This is a genomic window from Hydrococcus rivularis NIES-593 (assembly GCF_001904635.1).
Classification (GTDB): domain Bacteria; phylum Cyanobacteriota; class Cyanobacteriia; order Cyanobacteriales; family Microcystaceae; genus Hydrococcus; species Hydrococcus rivularis.
Genome location: NZ_MRCB01000034.1, coordinates 31,115 through 46,650, shown reverse-complemented (window position 1 = coordinate 46,650; position 15,536 = coordinate 31,115). Strand labels below are relative to the sequence as shown.

Here is a 15,536-nt window from a genome sequence, read left to right as displayed (position 1 = left end):
TAGTGTCTAAGTCGATCTAACTTTATCCTATCTTGTCTAAGTTCTTAAGAGCGGAATAATCAATTAGTCGATTAAACGATCGCACTAAAGCAAAGATGCTGCCCGTTCCGCTAGATCGGATCGTTCGCCTTTAAGCAAGGTAATATGTCCGGCTAGGGGATCGCGCTTAAACTTCTCTACCACATAACTAAGACCATTGCTGGCAGCATCTACATAGGGGTTATCGATTTGATCGATGTCGCCAGTCAGTACTACTTTAGTTCCTTCTCCGGCACGGGTGAGAATTGTCTTGACTTCATGGGGGGTTAGGTTCTGAGCCTCATCTACGACAAAAAACTGCTTGGGCAGCGTGCGACCGCGAATATAAGTGAGCGGCTCGATCTCCAGCAAACCAAATTCTATCAGTTCCTCGTGTCCTCGTCGCCAGTGACGGGGTTTATCCGAGGATTCTTGAGTGCCGAAGATGAGATCGAAATTGTCATAGAGAGGTTGCATCCAGGGAGTCAGCTTTTCTTTGACTTCTCCAGGCAGATAGCCGATATCTCGACCCATCGGCACAACAGGACGAGAAATTAATAGCCTGCTATAGGCTTTTTCGTCGGCTACTTTATGCAATCCAGCCGCGATCGCGAGTAGCGTTTTACCAGTCCCCGCCTTACCTACTAAAGTGACCAATGGGATCGAATCGCGCAGCAACAGATCGAAAGCAAATTTTTGTTCGCGATTGCGGGGACGAATGCGGGAGATCCCCGACTGGGGAAGTTTGAGCAGCGGGACAATCCGTTGACTCGCTCCGTCAACTACGGCAAGGGCTGTATGCGAAGGATTGGCACTATCTATCAGAGTTAGGGCTTGGTTGGGAAAAAACTCGCGATTTAGAATAAGAGAACCTTCCTTCAACAGTTGCTCGATTTCTTTCGCCGCTACCATAACCTCGCCCGTGCCCGTGTAAAGTCCTTCAACATTGACTTTATCGGTTTTGTAATCCTCGGCAGCTAGCCCCAAGGCATCGGCTTTGATGCGCAGGTTGATATCTTTGCTAACCAGTACAACCGGACATTGACAATGGCGCTTGAGTTCTAGCGCTACTGCGAGAATGGCATTGTCTGCACTATCTCCCTCTAGTTCCGCAGGCAGTTCCCGAAGAATCTTTTTGTCGCACAGAGCTACCCGCAGCGTACCGCCGCTATCGAGGAGAATGCCTTCGGTTAGATGACCTTGCTGACGTAATTTATCGAGAGTACGAGATGCCTGACGCGCATTTCTGCCAATAACGTCGGCTTGCTTTTTAAAGCGGTCTAGTTCTTCAATAATTGTAATTGGAAGCACGACATCGTTGTCCTCGAACCGCAACATCGCGTTTGGGTCGTGTAGAAGCAGGTTGGTATCGATGACAAAGGCTTTTTTCATAGACCCTCCTCGCTAGCGATCGCGGCGAGTATTATGAATTAAGGCAAACTAAGCCTAATCTATCGCGCTCCGGGCAATTATTGGGGATTGTGTTGCGAAAATGCAACTTTCCGCGCGATCGCGTTCGATTTTATCGTTCGAGGTGCGATCGGGACATCCTGACCCTAGCACTTTTACTTAAATTTTACTTAAAGCAGACGCAAGCTATACGTAATGTATGATAGATTCGCGCCTAAGTGTGGTGTGGGAAAGTATCCGCACAGTCGCAAACATTAAGGAAAAACTTATGATCGCAACAGTCCCATCTCCCAACCTGCCGACCCAATCGGAATTGCCGAATATTTGCGGTTGGGAAGCAGAAATTAATGCAGTCGTCAATCACAACGAACCGATCTTCTTACCCACAACCAACCTTCGCTTAGAAAACATTACGGCAGGATTTGCTTGTGCCCTGCACATGCATCAACCCACCATTCCCGCCGGACCAAATGGCGAACTCATTAGTAATCTCCAATACATGTTCGAGCATTCCGGCGAGGGAGATAACCACAATGCGGGGGTTTTTGCCTGGTGTTATAGTCGCATGGGCGATTTCATTCCCGAACTGGTGAGTAATGGTTGCAATCCTCGCATCATGCTCGACTATTCGGGCAATCTGTTGTGGGGATTGCATCAGATGAGGCGAGAGGACATTATTAACAATCTTAAACGCATTGCTTGCGATCCCCAGTATCAACCCTATGTCGAATGGCTGGGGACGATGTGGAGTCATGCTGTCGTTCCTTCCACGCCCATTCCTGACATCAAATTACACATTCAGGCATGGCAACAGTACTTTGCTGCTATTTTTGGTTACGATGCCCTCAAGCGCGTCAAGGGTTTCTCGCCGCCAGAAATGCACCTACCCAACCATCCAGATACGCTCTACGAGTATATTAAGGCGCTTAAAGAATGCGGCTATCGTTGGCTATTGGTGCAAGAGCATTCAGTAGAACGCCTAGATGGTTCGGGGTTGCGGCATGAGGATAAATACGTTCCCAACCGCTTGATTGCCCGCAATTCCAAGGGGGAAACTATCAGCATCACGGCGTTGATTAAAACGCAAGGTTCGGATACGAAATTAGTCGCCCAGATGCAGCCCTATCACGAAGCGAAAGGACGGGGCAAGCAGCAAATTGGCAATGTAACCGTTCCCAGTTGCGTCACTCAGATTGCCGATGGAGAAAATGGCGGCGTGATGATGAACGAATTTCCTCGCGATTTTCAACCCGTTTGGTATGAAATCAAAGATAATGGAATCAACACGGCAGGTGTTGTCGGCATCAACGGCACTGAATATATAGAACTGCTTGAAGCAGCAGGTGTCAATCCCGACGACTATCCGACTTGTCAGGCTATTGGGCAACACAAGATTTGGCAGCGAGTCGAACCGGATAAGGCTACGCCAGAAGCCGTGGAAAAGACAATAGCACAATTGAAACAAACCGACCATCAATTCCATATGGATGGTGCCTCTTGGACAAATAATCTCAGTTGGGTTCGCGGTTATGAAAATGTTCTCGAACCAATGAATAAGTTGAGTGCCATGTTCCACGAAAAATATGACCCGTTGGTCAAGCCAGATCCCTCGGTAACGAAGCGTCCCGACTATCACGAAGCTTTGCTGTATAATCTGTTATTGCAAACCAGTTGCTTCCGTTACTGGGGACAAGGGACTTGGACGGATTATGCTCGCACGCTTTACGAACGGGGCGAGGCGCTATTGAAAGTGTAAAGAGGATCGAAATGAGCTAGGTGGGCAACGCCCACCTTACTATGAATTCCAACTTATTTATCTCCTAAATTAAGATTTACAAAGGGACTATAAACCATTCCCACCCAGAGATCTTTGAATTTCTTTCCTTGCATCCAGTTTTCTATAAATCCTGGGTTAGTTAATTCTGTAGGAGTTCTGTAAGTCAACTGAATCTGATATGTATCTGANTTGCAAGTTCTCAAACCACCAGACGCTTCTACCTCTACCAGGAACATACAATTTTAAAAGTTTTAATAACTCCAGTGATTGAGGGAGATAAACTGATTTGCTAAAAGAATTCCAACAGCTTCTAAATTAGCGATCGCTTTCACAATTGCTTTAAAGCTCATATTTTTAGAAAGGTCAGCATCGCGGTAAACTGCCAAAATTCCTGGGTGAGTTGAGTCTTCTTCGTGGAGAGCTTCAAAATCCCGACAATTTAGTGTCAGCAGTACGCGATTATCGTTGATAGCGTAGCGAAAAACTATTTGGTCTGGCTGGCTCATCAAACCAGCTTCATTTGCTGTTATTGCATCGTGTCCAGTCTCTCGTAGTAATTGAACCAGTCGCTTATCTTGGGAGTCTTCATCAATAAGTAATCTTAGGCTCAAGTATGACTCCCTTTTCTTCCAAAAAACGGCGCTCTTCTTCTGCTTCTTTCTTCAAAAGTTCTTGATGCGTTTCACAGTATTTAATGGCTTCTATTACAGCAGCCAAAGGCAAATCCTTACTGTCTGCTACTTCTTCTGGAGACATTTCATTGACAATCATGTCAGCCCAAACAGTATGCGCTCTTAACTTTCTGCCTTTGAGGTAAAGCTGCCTGCGCCAGGAATCGGGGCGAGATTCTAAATATTGCCATTGAGTTTTTGAAGAGTTAGTAGTCATGCCGATACCTTTACTTATTTCCTGTCTACTTTTTTGAGAAACTCAGATGCGATCTCTCCATCCAAATTCTTAATGACTAATTCTATTGTAGGAGCATATATTGAGAAAGAAGTTAACCAAATTTTTGTATCTAATTGCGATCGCATCATTAAAGGAGTAAAAAAACTAGAATTAATCAGCCAGTTATTATAAAATTTCTTGACAAAAGCCGATCGCATCGCCAATTAAATGAACGAAAAAACGCTCGATGTTGCCGACTATGTAGAACGAACGGCGCAATTGCTAGATTTATCCATTGCGCCGGAATATCTTCCTGGAGTCATTGATAATATGACGAGGATTGCAGCGATCGCGACTTTGGTGACAGAATTTGAGTTACCAGAAGATCTCGAAGCCGCCCCAGTTTTTGAGCCATGAATGTGCAAACCTCCGACGCGATCGCAATCGCCACAGCAATTCGCAATGGCGAAACGACTGCCAAAGTCGTAATTGAGTCTACCCTCGATCGGATCGCCCAACACAACCCAACCCTAAACTGTTTTACGACGATTACTGCCGAAGCAGCGATCGCGCAAGCCGAACAGATCGACACCGCGATCGCCCAAGGAAACGATCCCGGCATTCTTGCTGGCGTGCCCTTTGCCGCGAAAAATCTCTTCGATATCGCTGGAATGACCACCCTAGCGGGTTCAAAAATCAATGCAGAAAATCCTCCTGCCAGCCGCGATGCTACTGCCGTCGCCCGACTCAAACAAGCGGGGGCTATCCTAGTGGGAGCGTTAAATATGGACGAATACGCCTATGGATTCGTCACAGAAAATGCTCACTATGGGGCAACGCACAATCCTCACGATCTGACTCGCATTGCTGGAGGATCGTCTGGCGGTTCTGCTGCCGCCGTTGCCGCAGGATTAGTCCCTATCTCTCTCGGTTCGGATACCAACGGTTCGATTCGGGTTCCCGCCGCCCTATGCGGGATCTTCGGATTAAAACCGACTTACGGTCGTCTTTCTCGTGGGGGGACATTTTTATTTTCCGCCAGTTTGGATTGTATTGGACCGTTTGCGCGATCGCAGCGCGATATTGCTGCGGTTTTCGATATCTTGCAAGGAAGCGATCCCCGCGATCCGATTTGTACCCAACGCCCCCCCCAACCCTGCTTTCCCGAACTCGATCGCGGCATTGAAGGGTTGCGAATTGCCGTCGCCGATGGTTATTTTACTCAAGGAGCCGAACCAGAAGCAATAGAAGCCGTCGAACGGGTGGCGCAAGCGTTAGGAGTCGCGCAACGAGTGAATATACCGGAATCCCATCGCGCTAGGGCGGCGGCATATCTTATTACGGCAGTTGAAGGATCGAACTTGCATCTAAAAAATTTGCGATCGCGTCCCGGAGATTTCGATCCCGCCACCAGAGATCGCTTTTTAGCGGGTGCTTTGATTCCTGCCTCTTGGTATGTTCAAGCACAGCGATTTCGCCGCTGGTATCGCGATCGCGTCCGAGAAATCTTCGATCGAGTCGATATTATTCTCGCTCCCACTACACCTTGCGTCGCACCGCCTATCGGTCAAGAAAAAATGGTTATTGCGGGAGAAGAAATCTTAGTGCGTCCCAATTTGGGGCGTTTTACTCAACCGCTTTCGTTTATTGGTTTGCCCATCCTTTCATTTCCTGTTTTGTCTGGCGGCAAGCTGCCATTAGGCGTGCAAATTGTCGCCGCACCCTACAATGAATCTGCCATACTCCGCGTTGCCGCCGCGATCGGCAATAGTTTTTTAATGTCTTCTTTACGGGAAGATTAAGAAGATCGGGCTACCCTGAAAGTGAGTTGACCCTTCAGACAAGCACGGTTTATGAATAAGCGAACCTTCGGTGTAATCGGTCTAGCGGTAATGGGTGAAAACCTCGCCCTTAACGTAGAAAGTCGCGGTTTTCCCATCGCCGTCTACAATCGTACCGCCGCCAAAACAGAGGAATTCATGGCGACGAGGGCGCAAGGTAAGGACGTTAAAGCTGCCTATTCCCTCCAAGAATTCGTACATGCCCTGGAACGCCCCCGCAAAATTCTAGTTATGGTAAAAGCGGGTGCCCCTGTCGATGCAGTCATTCAAGACCTAAAACCCTTGCTCGAAAAGGGAGATATGATTATCGATGGCGGTAACTCCCTCTACGAAGATACGGAACGACGTACCAAAGAATTAGAACCTACTGGGTTGGGATTCGTTGGGATGGGGGTTAGTGGTGGCGAAGAAGGTGCCCTGCACGGTCCTAGTTTGATGCCAGGAGGCACAGAATCGGCCTACAGAGAGTTAGAACCCATTCTGACGAAAATCGCCGCTCAAGTCGAGGATGGTCCTTGCGTCACTTATATCGGACCCGGCGGTGCGGGTCACTATGTCAAGATGGTACACAATGGCATTGAGTACGGCGACATGCAACTCATTGCCGAGGCTTACGATTTGCTCAAAAATACTCTGGGACTGAATCATCAGCAACTTCACGAGGTTTTTGCCGAGTGGAATACGACCGACGAACTCAATTCATTTTTAATTGAGATTACGGCGGATATCTTCACCTACATCGACAAAGAGACGAATTTACCGCTAGTCGATTTGATTTTAGATTCAGCCGGACAGAAAGGAACGGGACGTTGGACTGTATTTAGTGCCCTGGAATTGGGGGTCTCCATTCCCACGATTTTTGCGGCAGTCAACGCGCGTATCATGTCTGCTTACAAAGACGAACGGGTGGCTGCCTCGAAGGAACTGACTGGTCCTACGGGCAAATACGATGGGGATACTAAGTCATTTATCAACAAAATACGGGACGCTCTTTATTGCTCAAAGATGTGTTCTTATGCTCAGGGAATGGCATTGATTGCTAAAGCATCGGCTGAGTTTAACTACAATATCAATTTGTCTGAATGTGCCCGGATTTGGAAGGGAGGCTGTATTATTCGGGCTGGATTCCTGAAAAAGATTCAAACTGCCTTCAATGAGAATCCAAGCTTGCCCAATCTTCTTCTAGCGCCTGAATTTAAGCAAACTATTTTAGATCGGCAAGAAGCATGGCGAGAAGTTCTTTGTATCGCTAATAAGCTAGGAATTGCAGTTCCAGCATTTAGTGCTTCTTTAGATTATTTTGACAGCTATCGACGCGATCGCCTGCCACAAAATCTCACCCAAGCGCAACGAGATTATTTCGGTGCCCACACTTACGAACGCATCGATAGACCAAGGGGCGAGTTTTTCCATACGGAATGGACTGCTAAGTAGCGTTTAATGCTGGGGTGGGCATTGCCCGCCCAAATCATTTAATTATCAAATTTTTGATTCTACGCTGTTTCCAATAAAAATAAACATAAAGCAACGCTAAAATCTGCAAAGGAGCGATCGCAATATAATTCCTGAGCCAAACATTAATTTCCCAACTAGATAAACCGCTAAAATATGCCAGCCCAAATAAAGCTAATAATATTGTTAGCGTTAGTTTTTTTTTAAATTGAGCATTTAAACTTAGAACCGTCGATAAAAAATTAAATAAAATATAAAATTAAGTTCTAGTTCAGTAATAGAGATTTTGAAAAATTAATTTTCCTAACGGAGAATGATAAAAGCCATAAGCTATTTCTCCAGATTTCAATAGATTGTTAATGCGAATTAAATAGTAGATTAAAAACAGGAAAAGAAATGATAATTGGATTTGTTTATTTTTAATCAGCTTGCTAAAGGGAGTTATGACTTTTCGTTTGCTCAAAAGTTCTAAAAAGAGATGAATGAATTGTAGCGATCGCAAATCCTATAAATAAGAAAATCCCAAAAAAATGATAATCCAAAGCTTTATCGAGATGCCCCGTCGCGATCGCGATAAAAGAACGAGTCATTCCACATCCAGGACAAGGAATTCCTGTTAAAGCTTTGAAGGGACAAAATAAAGGCGACGATTGCTCCGTATAGCCATAATAGTAAGCTCCTACTAAAGGCGACGCCAATAAAACTAACTCGATCGCGCGAACTTGTAAGGCATGAGGAGATAGAGAAGAAGCAGAAAACTTTAGCATAAATATTTCATTAAATCTGAGCTATAGTATAACCACCTCTAAAGCTTTCTGGTAAAAAAACTAAATATTGCTTTAGTTTTACGCTGTTTTTGGGGGATTTAGGGAATTTTAGAAGTGACGGAACCGATCGAGCGAAAGGGAAAAGAGACGAGAGAGCGCGACTACCTATCAACCAGCTAATCTCAATAACCCATACAAGTATCCCAGTTGATAGGCGAGGGAACATCTCAGATCGAAGAATTCATTCTCATTTTTTTGTGCCCTCAGCAACCACATCTTTTTGAGCAGTGGCAGTATCTCATTTCTAAGATGCGATCGCGCTTTTTTCAAACGCACCGATCGAGGCAGTTTAATTTGGTAGAGCAATGCCGTAGATATAGATACCCCGTTCCAGTACTGTCTTTTAATATGCCAATCCTTAACCAGACGAGAAGCATGTATGTGATGTCTGACAGCAACGGCAGGATGGTAATAAAGCCGATAGCCATTATTTTTTAGGCGATCGTGCAACAGGGATTCTTCGCACGACAGGAGATTGCTACCTTTGCGACCTAAATTAACATCAAAGCCCTTCATTTCTTGGAGCAGATGTTTGGGATAAGCCACGTTAGCACCTGCCAGCCAGCGATCGCTTTCTAAGAAGATAGGGGTTTCCGACCAATCTAATATCGTCAATCCTTGCGCTAACCCCTCTGATAGCCAAGAAGGTCGAGGTGCTTCCCAAATAGGCTCGATCTTGCCGCCAACAGCACCTGGTTTAGGGTTAACCGTGGCAAAGACTTCGAGGATTTTTTCCAACCATTGGGGATAGGCAATCGCATCGTCATCTAAATAGGCGACATATTCTCCCCGCGCGTTTTGCCAACCTGTATTGCGAGCTTGTGAAAGTCCTTGAATGGGTTCGTAGATATAGCGGAGATTGGATACGTGGGAAAACTCCTCGGTGACGACTTTCTTAGTCTCGTCTGTCGAACGGTTATCTATAATTAAGATTTCGTAGCAACTGGGATCGAGAGTCTGCGCGATCGAGCTTTGGATTGCTTTGCGCAGATATGAGGCACGATTGAAGGTGCAAATAATGGCAGAAATTTGAATGGTTATGCCTGCTACCATAATTTGAGCGATTTGCATTCAATTCAAAGAATACCAATTTTTTGTAAAAAAGCCTTGAAAGGATTTATCTTGCTAGCAACTTCCGACTCTGAAAACCCTGTGAAAGGTCGCTTATTTATTTCTTGATCGAGCCATCCCATCATTCTAGTATCGCTTGTTTTTTCAAAAACGATACATTTACCAATTTCAGCGATTTTTTTATAAGATGATTCAAGCGATAAAAAATCGCTCAATATTTTGACAGAGTTAATTTGAGTATCATCGACAAGAAGTTTGCTGCCAGCCTTTAAAAATAAGTCTATAAAATGCCAATCTACTATAGGAAAAGGAAAACTATGACTTCCATCGATTAGCGCAACATCGATTGATTCTGATGATTCTGATAGTGCTAGTTTTGCCAATCCGCGATCCGAAGAATCTTCAATAAAGTATAAATTATCGCAAGTGTAACCGCGATCGCGCAACCAATCTTTTACTAACTGATTAGCAGTTACATCTGGATTGACGCAAACATGTTTTTTAGCATTACTGGTAAATACAACGGTAGAATATCCTCCCCCAGTTTCCAGAGTAACAGAATTGGGCGTGACGATAGATGCAATATAATTCAAAACATCTTTGCCAATCGTATAAGACGTTCGAGAAAATTCTTTTGTTTCTGTAGTGCCTCGTTTAAAGAAAAAATTCTCAGCATTTGGAACTTCTTGAGTTAAGCTTTTTAAATGAAACATTGGCTGCTCTTGCTCAAGTAATTCAATTACATTAGTTTCCATGGTTTTTTCCTTTTGTTCTACCAATATTTCCCAGTCACCAATAACCATTTACTTTAAATCAATTTCATAATTTGCAAGCTCGCATAGCTTCTGATAAATTTTCATAGTTTTTTTAGGAACGGGTTTATCAGAAAACGAGCGGCGAATATTAGGATTGGGAAAAGAGCGATCGACTGATGCTCCTGTGAAAGTTTCTAATCTATTTAATCCTTCTGGAGAAACGGCTTGCTCGTAGTGAATAAACAGCCATTCTCCCTGGCGACAGTGTTTTTCTAAAATATGTTCGTACATGAGCGTCCACATTTCTAAAGCTTGTTGCCAAGATAGTCTTATCCCCGTTATTTCGTGACTTAAATGATCGACGCTGCTGCATTCTTTCAAAATACTCAAGACAGTACTAGCCGGATCGCGAAATACGCAAATAAATGCAGTATCTTTTAGATAAGGCTTCCATACAGGAAGCGTATAGGAAAAGCGAGGGTCTTTTAGACAATAAGGCTCTTTTTGAGTAATTTTTTGGATTCGCTCTATAATTTGAGAAGAAGAAGGAATCTCAGCCTTTACGGGCACGCAAGCTAGCCATCGATGCCATTTGAGAGGGCGATTGCGAAAGAAAGCTCGTTCGGGGATATGTAGGCGCAGCCTTCTGATTTTTATTGCAGGGATATGCAACCGCTTGGGAATGAGTGGCTCTAGAATATCTTCATTGATTTCATTAATTTCTACGTCTTCAAAAAAACCCTTTGGATTGGCATCGCGGGTGGGCCAAAAATTTTCTCCCATAAAGTAACCCGCTTGAGATAGGGTTCCCGCTACCATACTGGTGCCGCTTCGCCCAGAGCCTAATATAACAACGTTACGCATAGTTCGTCGATTTTTATATTGGGAATCATGAATACTTAGCCACAACTATACTGCGATCTTTCTTTTTCGGATAAACATTAACACTGTGGTTGCTACAGAACCACTCAAAACACCCATAAAGAAAGAAACAAGAACAATAGAGCGTGTAGAAAATTTATCTAATATCCTAGTTTTGCTAGAAGATTTCTCTTTGTCTCGACTTGCCTGTAAGTATTTAGGCGACCAAACTTTAGGAATTACAAAACCTGGCGGCATTTCAGTAGAATTATTCAATATGGGGGGTTTTGCCTCTTTTTTATAGGTTTCTATTTGCTTTTGCAGTTCTAAAACTTTTTCTGGTTCTGAATAAGCGAGGTTGCGAGTTTCTAATGGGTCGTCTTTAAGATTGAATAGTTCTGCGATACCTTAATAGGGTAAGGGTGAAGTGCTATTGAGAACTAGCTTATAATTCTCCTTCACTAAGGCGGCCTTAAACCATGGCGGCGAGGCAAGTGCTTGGTATTGTATCAAGACCTCATCTCGTCGAGTCGAACCAGTAGCGATAGATTGCAGGATGTCTACTCCATCGAGTTGATTTTGAGAACTTATCTTAACCCCAGCTAATTTAGCTAAAGTAGGATATAAATCGACTACCGAGAAAACTTGCTCGATGACTTGAGAGCCTTTTAATTGAGCTGGATAGGAAATTATGGTTGGAACTCGAACTCCTCCGTCGTATAAAGTACCTTTTTGACCTTTCAAAGGACGGTTATTTCCTCTAGTCCAGGGTTGGTCGCTTCCTCCGCCATTATCGCTAGTAAAAAACAGTAGGGTATTGTCCCAGACTTGTTTTTCTTTAAGGGCTGCAACAATTCTACCGACTGCTTCATCCATCGATTGCACTTGAGCGGCAAAAATTCTCCGCCCTTCATCTTGGATATTGGCATAATTTTTTATGTCTTTTTCTTTAGCCTGTAAAGGAGCGTGAGGAGCGTTGAAAGAAACATAAAGGAATAAGGGAGATTTGTTATAATCGCGATCGCGAATCAGCTTGACGGCTTCTTGAGCAAGTAAATCTGTTGCGTACCCTTCTTCCTCGACAGGTTGCTCGTTTCGATGCCAATCCAACCCGCCTTGTATACCTGCATCTAATTGGTGAGTAAAGTAATCGATACTGCCGCAATAATGCCCGTAATGATAATCGAATCCTCTGCGAGTCGGTAAGTATTCTTCTTTGTAGTGACCGAGGTGCCACTTACCAACAATAGCTGTATAGTAACCTGCTTCTTTTAAGGTTTGAGCGATTGTTTTTTCTTCGAGAGGCAAACCAACTTTATCCCAGGGCCATATGACACTAGATGACATTCCATAACGAGAAGGATGCCTTCCCGTCATGAGTGCAGCACGAGTTGGAGTACACGAGCTAGTGACATAAAATCTATCGAGTCTCGTAGAAGATTCGGCTAATTTGTCTAGATTGGGAGTTTTAATTTCAGAGTTATGATATCCTACGTCATTCCAGCCTAAATCATCCGCCATGATGATTATAATGTTTGGTTTTTGGGCGGCTGCTCGAACGCTATCCGATACAAAAAAGTTATTGAAAATAGCTGCGATCGCTACGCTAAAAAATATAATAATTCCAACAATAAGTTTTTTATTCAGAAAAATATAAGCGCTCATAAAAACAATTGACTTCTTTCCTTCCTTTTCTCTCCTATCTCTACCCCTGCGCCTCTTCTTATAATAGGAGATGAGATCCATTCATTTTTTATTGATTAATATTTTTTTGAGTTTTTTTAGCGATCGCTCAAAAAGTTTCCAGGAAAATTGAATAGTATTCTGGGGTTTGAATTGACGTCGTTCGAGCTTCTTAAGCTCTAACATCATTGCCTCAAAATTTTTCTCTTGATTATGACCTTGCAACCACTGAATGTACTCAAAATAATGAGTAAAAACTAAATTAGTAGCAATTTCTACCAATTGTTTATTTTTTTCTACATTACTTTCATTGTGAGCTTCATCCCAAAAACTAATATTCACTCTAGATCCCGCTCCGTGATGATAGATTAAGTCGCCATATATACCTCCCATTAGACGATGAAAATTATTCTTATTACTTCTGCATAGCTTAAACATTTTTAAGTTTAATTCTTTGGCTTTTTCCGTCAAAACCGAAAGGGTATCGTGTATTTCTGTCTTTGTGTTAGGCGCAATAAAATCTAGTCTTAAGTTATTACTCTCAATGAAGTCTACCGTAGTACATAGACAACTTGCATGGATATAAGGAGTGATGGCTTTCTTTAATTCATCTCGCCAAACTCCTGCTAAAACAACTTCTTTATCTAATGAAGATATCAGCTTTGTCAGCCAACCATCTTGAATAGGATGGGCATCGCTATCCATCGCAACAATATATTTGGGTCGGTTTTGAAGAGCTAATTCATAAAGTCTCTGAAGCGGCACTGCATGAACGTGTGCGAGACTTTCCCCAGGATTGGCTTGAATTAACGTAACCAAGGGGATACTTTTGAGAAAGTTTACAACAGCAGTATCTTCAAGATTATTGTTCCATACGTAAATATGATAATTCGACCATTTAGTATGTTCCAAAATTTTATTAATACACAATTCGATCCACTTACCCTGTTTTGGATCTTTGCCGCCGTTGACAATTAATATAGCTGCTCGTTCTGTCATAACAAATTCCCTAGAAAGTCTCGATTAATAATGTTGTCTACTGCGGCTTGACTCCTCTCATTTGCATATCTCTATTCCATGAGGTACCGAGTCTCCACGTCTGCTTGATAGGATGCTGCCGAACCTCGACAAAACCAACAGCTGATAATTCTGCTCCCAAGGTTTCGGGAGTCCAGCCCCACTTATGCATCATGCCGTATCCTTGCTCTGCGACTAAAGCAGGGTAGGAAAAAATTCCTGCCATAGCTAAATCAACACCATCCTTGGGATTGAAATGCTTGCCAATTTCTTGAGCGCATACTGCTAGGTTTGGCAATTCTATAACGACCGTACCTCCAGGTTGAAGAATGCGAAACCATTCTTTTAGAGACTCTCTCGCTTCGTGTAGCTGAAGGTGTTCAAAAAAATGGTAAGACTCAATAATTTCTGCGCAATTATCTGGAAATAAAGTTAAGTTTTTTGAGTCCATAATTAAATCGGCTTTTGATTCAGGATAAGCATCGATATTGACATATCCTGGAAAGTAATCGTCTCCGCAACCGAGATGAATTTTAAGTGGTTTTCTAGAGTCCAGGATTTTCTTTAAGCGATCGCGCTGATATAATTGAAAGATAAATTTATTTTTGATAAGCCAATTTTTAGGCTTTAAAAATTGTTTAAGCTCATCGATAGAATCCCTCATTTTTTTATCGATATATAATTTAAATTTCCTGATACTTAGCCCCATTGAAAACCTTCCATTCACCTTCTATTAGTACGGGAGCATATCCATATTGTTGTCCGACTACTCTAAACTTTTTAATATTGTCATATCTGCACAGCACTTCTCCTAGATTTTCAGAGTTAATAGTGATAGCTATTGAATAAATTCCTGGATTGAAATTAAGCTTACCTAAATTCAGCACCACCTTCATTCTTTCTCCCGTATTAGCTATTTCCACTCCATTAAATGACGAAATACATTGAGCCACGTGCTGTAGTTCCTGACTCATTATTGCAACAGCTATCGTAGGAGACTTAACTGTTGTATCTATTGTGGCATCGATATAAATTGAAAGCTCATCTAAATACTTAATCGACTCAATATCTTTTTTGCCATTACTTTCAAGTTCAATTTGATGAATAACTGCCCGACCGCTTCCTGAAAAACTACTTTCTTCACCTTTAAAAAAAGTATAAAAAAGATCGATTCCTTTGGGCACATTCTTGCCTTGAAATTCGCATTTACCGTGATTCATTACCATAATGTCCGAACAAACCCTCGATACCTGTGGCATCGTATGGGTTACTAAAATCACGGCTGCATTTTTAATCATTTTATAAATAGCATTAAAACATTTAGCCCGAAATCCAACGTCACCGACGGCGAGAACCTCATCGAGAAGCAAGACATCTGGCTCCATCTGCGCCGCTACGGCAAACCCCAGTCGCACTCTCATTCCGGAACTATAATTAATTACGGGGGTGTCTATAAATTCCTTTAATTCGGAAAATTCTATAATCGCATCCAGTTTGCGATCGATTTCTGCTTTGGTGAAACCTAAAATCGCTCCTCTGCTGTAGATATTTTCCCGTCCCGTGAGAATTGGGTTAAATCCAGCCGATAGTTCGATTAACGCGCCTACCCGTCCCCGTAGCTCGATTCTTCCTCTATCCGGCTTGAGCAAGCCATTAAGCATTTTTAATAGGGTACTTTTTCCAGCTCCGTTGGGCCCGATTAGTCCCAGACATTCACCTCGGCGCAACTCAAAGGAAACATTATCGACCGACCAAAACTCATCTGGACGTAGTTCGGCGTTGTGTCTGCGTCCCGCTAGGACTTCGGATGCAATATCTTGAAGTCCGTACCATAAGGAGCGTTTTAAATCGCGACAGTATTTTTTTGAGACGTTTTCTACTTTAATTAATATCTCGTCATCCATAGTTTTTGTCTTTTTCCTCGCCGTTTAATTTT

General features: G+C 43.1%; 17 protein-coding genes. 5 read left to right on the top strand and 12 right to left on the bottom strand.

The genetic code is table 11. The annotated features are described in order from the left end of the window. Positions 1-84: 84 nt before the first annotated feature. On the bottom strand, positions 85-1,410 hold the full coding sequence (locus NIES593_RS20035; protein ID WP_073601260.1) for a PhoH family protein: 1,326 nt from the start codon (positions 1,408-1,410) through the stop codon (positions 85-87). 286 nt (positions 1,411-1,696) lie between these two features. On the opposite strand from NIES593_RS20035, the gene NIES593_RS20030 reads away from it, so the two are divergent. Further along, on the top strand, positions 1,697-3,184 hold the full coding sequence (locus NIES593_RS20030; protein WP_073601266.1) for a glycosyl hydrolase family 57: 1,488 nt from the start codon (positions 1,697-1,699) through the stop codon (positions 3,182-3,184). Between the two features lie 272 nt (positions 3,185-3,456). Here the strand turns inward: NIES593_RS20030 and NIES593_RS20020 are convergent, their stop codons facing one another. From NIES593_RS20020 to NIES593_RS23740, 3 genes are read right to left on the bottom strand one after another with little or no spacing between them, the layout of a single operon-like run. Further along, on the bottom strand, positions 3,457-3,816 hold the full coding sequence (locus tag NIES593_RS20020) for a DUF5615 family PIN-like protein (RefSeq protein ID WP_073601258.1): 360 nt from the start codon (positions 3,814-3,816) through the stop codon (positions 3,457-3,459). Continuing rightward, positions 3,794-4,093, bottom strand: a complete 300-nt coding sequence (locus tag NIES593_RS20015; RefSeq protein WP_073601257.1) for a hypothetical protein — start codon at positions 4,091-4,093, stop codon at positions 3,794-3,796. Before NIES593_RS20015 ends, NIES593_RS20020 begins: the two co-directional genes overlap by 23 nt. 14 nt (positions 4,094-4,107) lie before the next feature. Further along, positions 4,108-4,311 (bottom strand): hypothetical protein, encoded by a 204-nt coding sequence (locus NIES593_RS23740; RefSeq protein ID WP_139253761.1) that lies wholly within the window; start codon positions 4,309-4,311, stop codon positions 4,108-4,110. A gap of 10 nt (positions 4,312-4,321) precedes the next feature. Between NIES593_RS23740 and NIES593_RS20010 the strand changes: the two genes are divergently transcribed. The 3 genes from NIES593_RS20010 to gnd are packed head-to-tail and all read left to right on the top strand — an operon-like array spanning position 4,322 to position 7,368. After that, positions 4,322-4,510, top strand: a complete 189-nt coding sequence (locus NIES593_RS20010; protein WP_073601256.1) for a DUF4089 domain-containing protein — start codon at positions 4,322-4,324, stop codon at positions 4,508-4,510. After that, a complete protein-coding gene (locus NIES593_RS20005) occupies positions 4,507-5,895 on the top strand; it encodes an AtzE family amidohydrolase (protein WP_073601255.1) in 1,389 nt (462 codons plus the stop codon). The genes NIES593_RS20010 and NIES593_RS20005 overlap by 4 nt, the downstream gene beginning before the upstream one ends. A 51-nt stretch (positions 5,896-5,946) precedes the next feature. After that, a complete protein-coding gene (gene gnd / locus NIES593_RS20000) occupies positions 5,947-7,368 on the top strand; it encodes a decarboxylating NADP(+)-dependent phosphogluconate dehydrogenase (RefSeq protein WP_015143759.1) in 1,422 nt (473 codons plus the stop codon). A 449-nt stretch (positions 7,369-7,817) separates the two neighbouring features. On the opposite strand, the gene NIES593_RS19990 is transcribed toward gnd, so the two are convergent. From NIES593_RS19990 to NIES593_RS19975, 4 genes are all read right to left on the bottom strand, one after another. Further along, positions 7,818-8,153, bottom strand: a complete 336-nt coding sequence (locus NIES593_RS19990; RefSeq protein ID WP_073601253.1) for a DUF2752 domain-containing protein — start codon at positions 8,151-8,153, stop codon at positions 7,818-7,820. 168 nt (positions 8,154-8,321) lie between these two features. Beyond that, positions 8,322-9,284 (bottom strand): glycosyltransferase, encoded by a 963-nt coding sequence (locus tag NIES593_RS19985; RefSeq protein ID WP_217651983.1) that lies wholly within the window; start codon positions 9,282-9,284, stop codon positions 8,322-8,324. A 5-nt stretch (positions 9,285-9,289) separates the two neighbouring features. Next, the gene (locus tag NIES593_RS19980) at positions 9,290-10,087 is read right to left on the bottom strand and encodes a class I SAM-dependent methyltransferase (RefSeq protein WP_073601252.1); all 798 of its coding nucleotides are present in this window, start codon (positions 10,085-10,087) and stop codon (positions 9,290-9,292) included. After that, positions 10,088-10,903, bottom strand: coding sequence for a sulfotransferase (locus tag NIES593_RS19975; RefSeq protein ID WP_073601251.1), 816 nt, complete (start codon positions 10,901-10,903; stop codon positions 10,088-10,090). It abuts the gene before it with no gap. Between the two features lie 85 nt (positions 10,904-10,988). Between NIES593_RS19975 and NIES593_RS24675 the strand changes: the two genes are divergently transcribed. Next, positions 10,989-11,204: a hypothetical protein gene (locus tag NIES593_RS24675; RefSeq protein ID WP_073601250.1), complete on the top strand. Its 216-nt coding sequence runs from the start codon at positions 10,989-10,991 to the stop codon at positions 11,202-11,204. Between the two features lie 104 nt (positions 11,205-11,308). Here NIES593_RS24675 and NIES593_RS19965 read toward each other — a convergent pair whose 3' ends face one another. The 4 genes from NIES593_RS19965 to NIES593_RS19950 all read right to left on the bottom strand — a co-directional run bounded on the left by NIES593_RS19965 (position 11,309) and on the right by NIES593_RS19950 (position 15,504). Continuing rightward, positions 11,309-12,565 (bottom strand): arylsulfatase B, encoded by a 1,257-nt coding sequence (locus tag NIES593_RS19965; protein WP_073601249.1) that lies wholly within the window; start codon positions 12,563-12,565, stop codon positions 11,309-11,311. An 81-nt stretch (positions 12,566-12,646) separates the two neighbouring features. Continuing rightward, positions 12,647-13,582, bottom strand: coding sequence for a hypothetical protein (locus NIES593_RS19960; protein WP_073601248.1), 936 nt, complete (start codon positions 13,580-13,582; stop codon positions 12,647-12,649). A gap of 37 nt (positions 13,583-13,619) precedes the next feature. Continuing rightward, positions 13,620-14,264 carry a class I SAM-dependent methyltransferase gene (locus tag NIES593_RS19955; RefSeq protein ID WP_175561187.1) on the bottom strand — a complete coding sequence of 215 codons (645 nt, stop codon included), beginning with the start codon at positions 14,262-14,264 and terminating at the stop codon, positions 13,620-13,622. Positions 14,265-14,283: 19 nt separating this feature from the next. Beyond that, positions 14,284-15,504 carry an ABC transporter ATP-binding protein gene (locus NIES593_RS19950; RefSeq protein WP_073601246.1) on the bottom strand — a complete coding sequence of 407 codons (1,221 nt, stop codon included), beginning with the start codon at positions 15,502-15,504 and terminating at the stop codon, positions 14,284-14,286. Positions 15,505-15,536 lie beyond the last annotated feature (32 nt).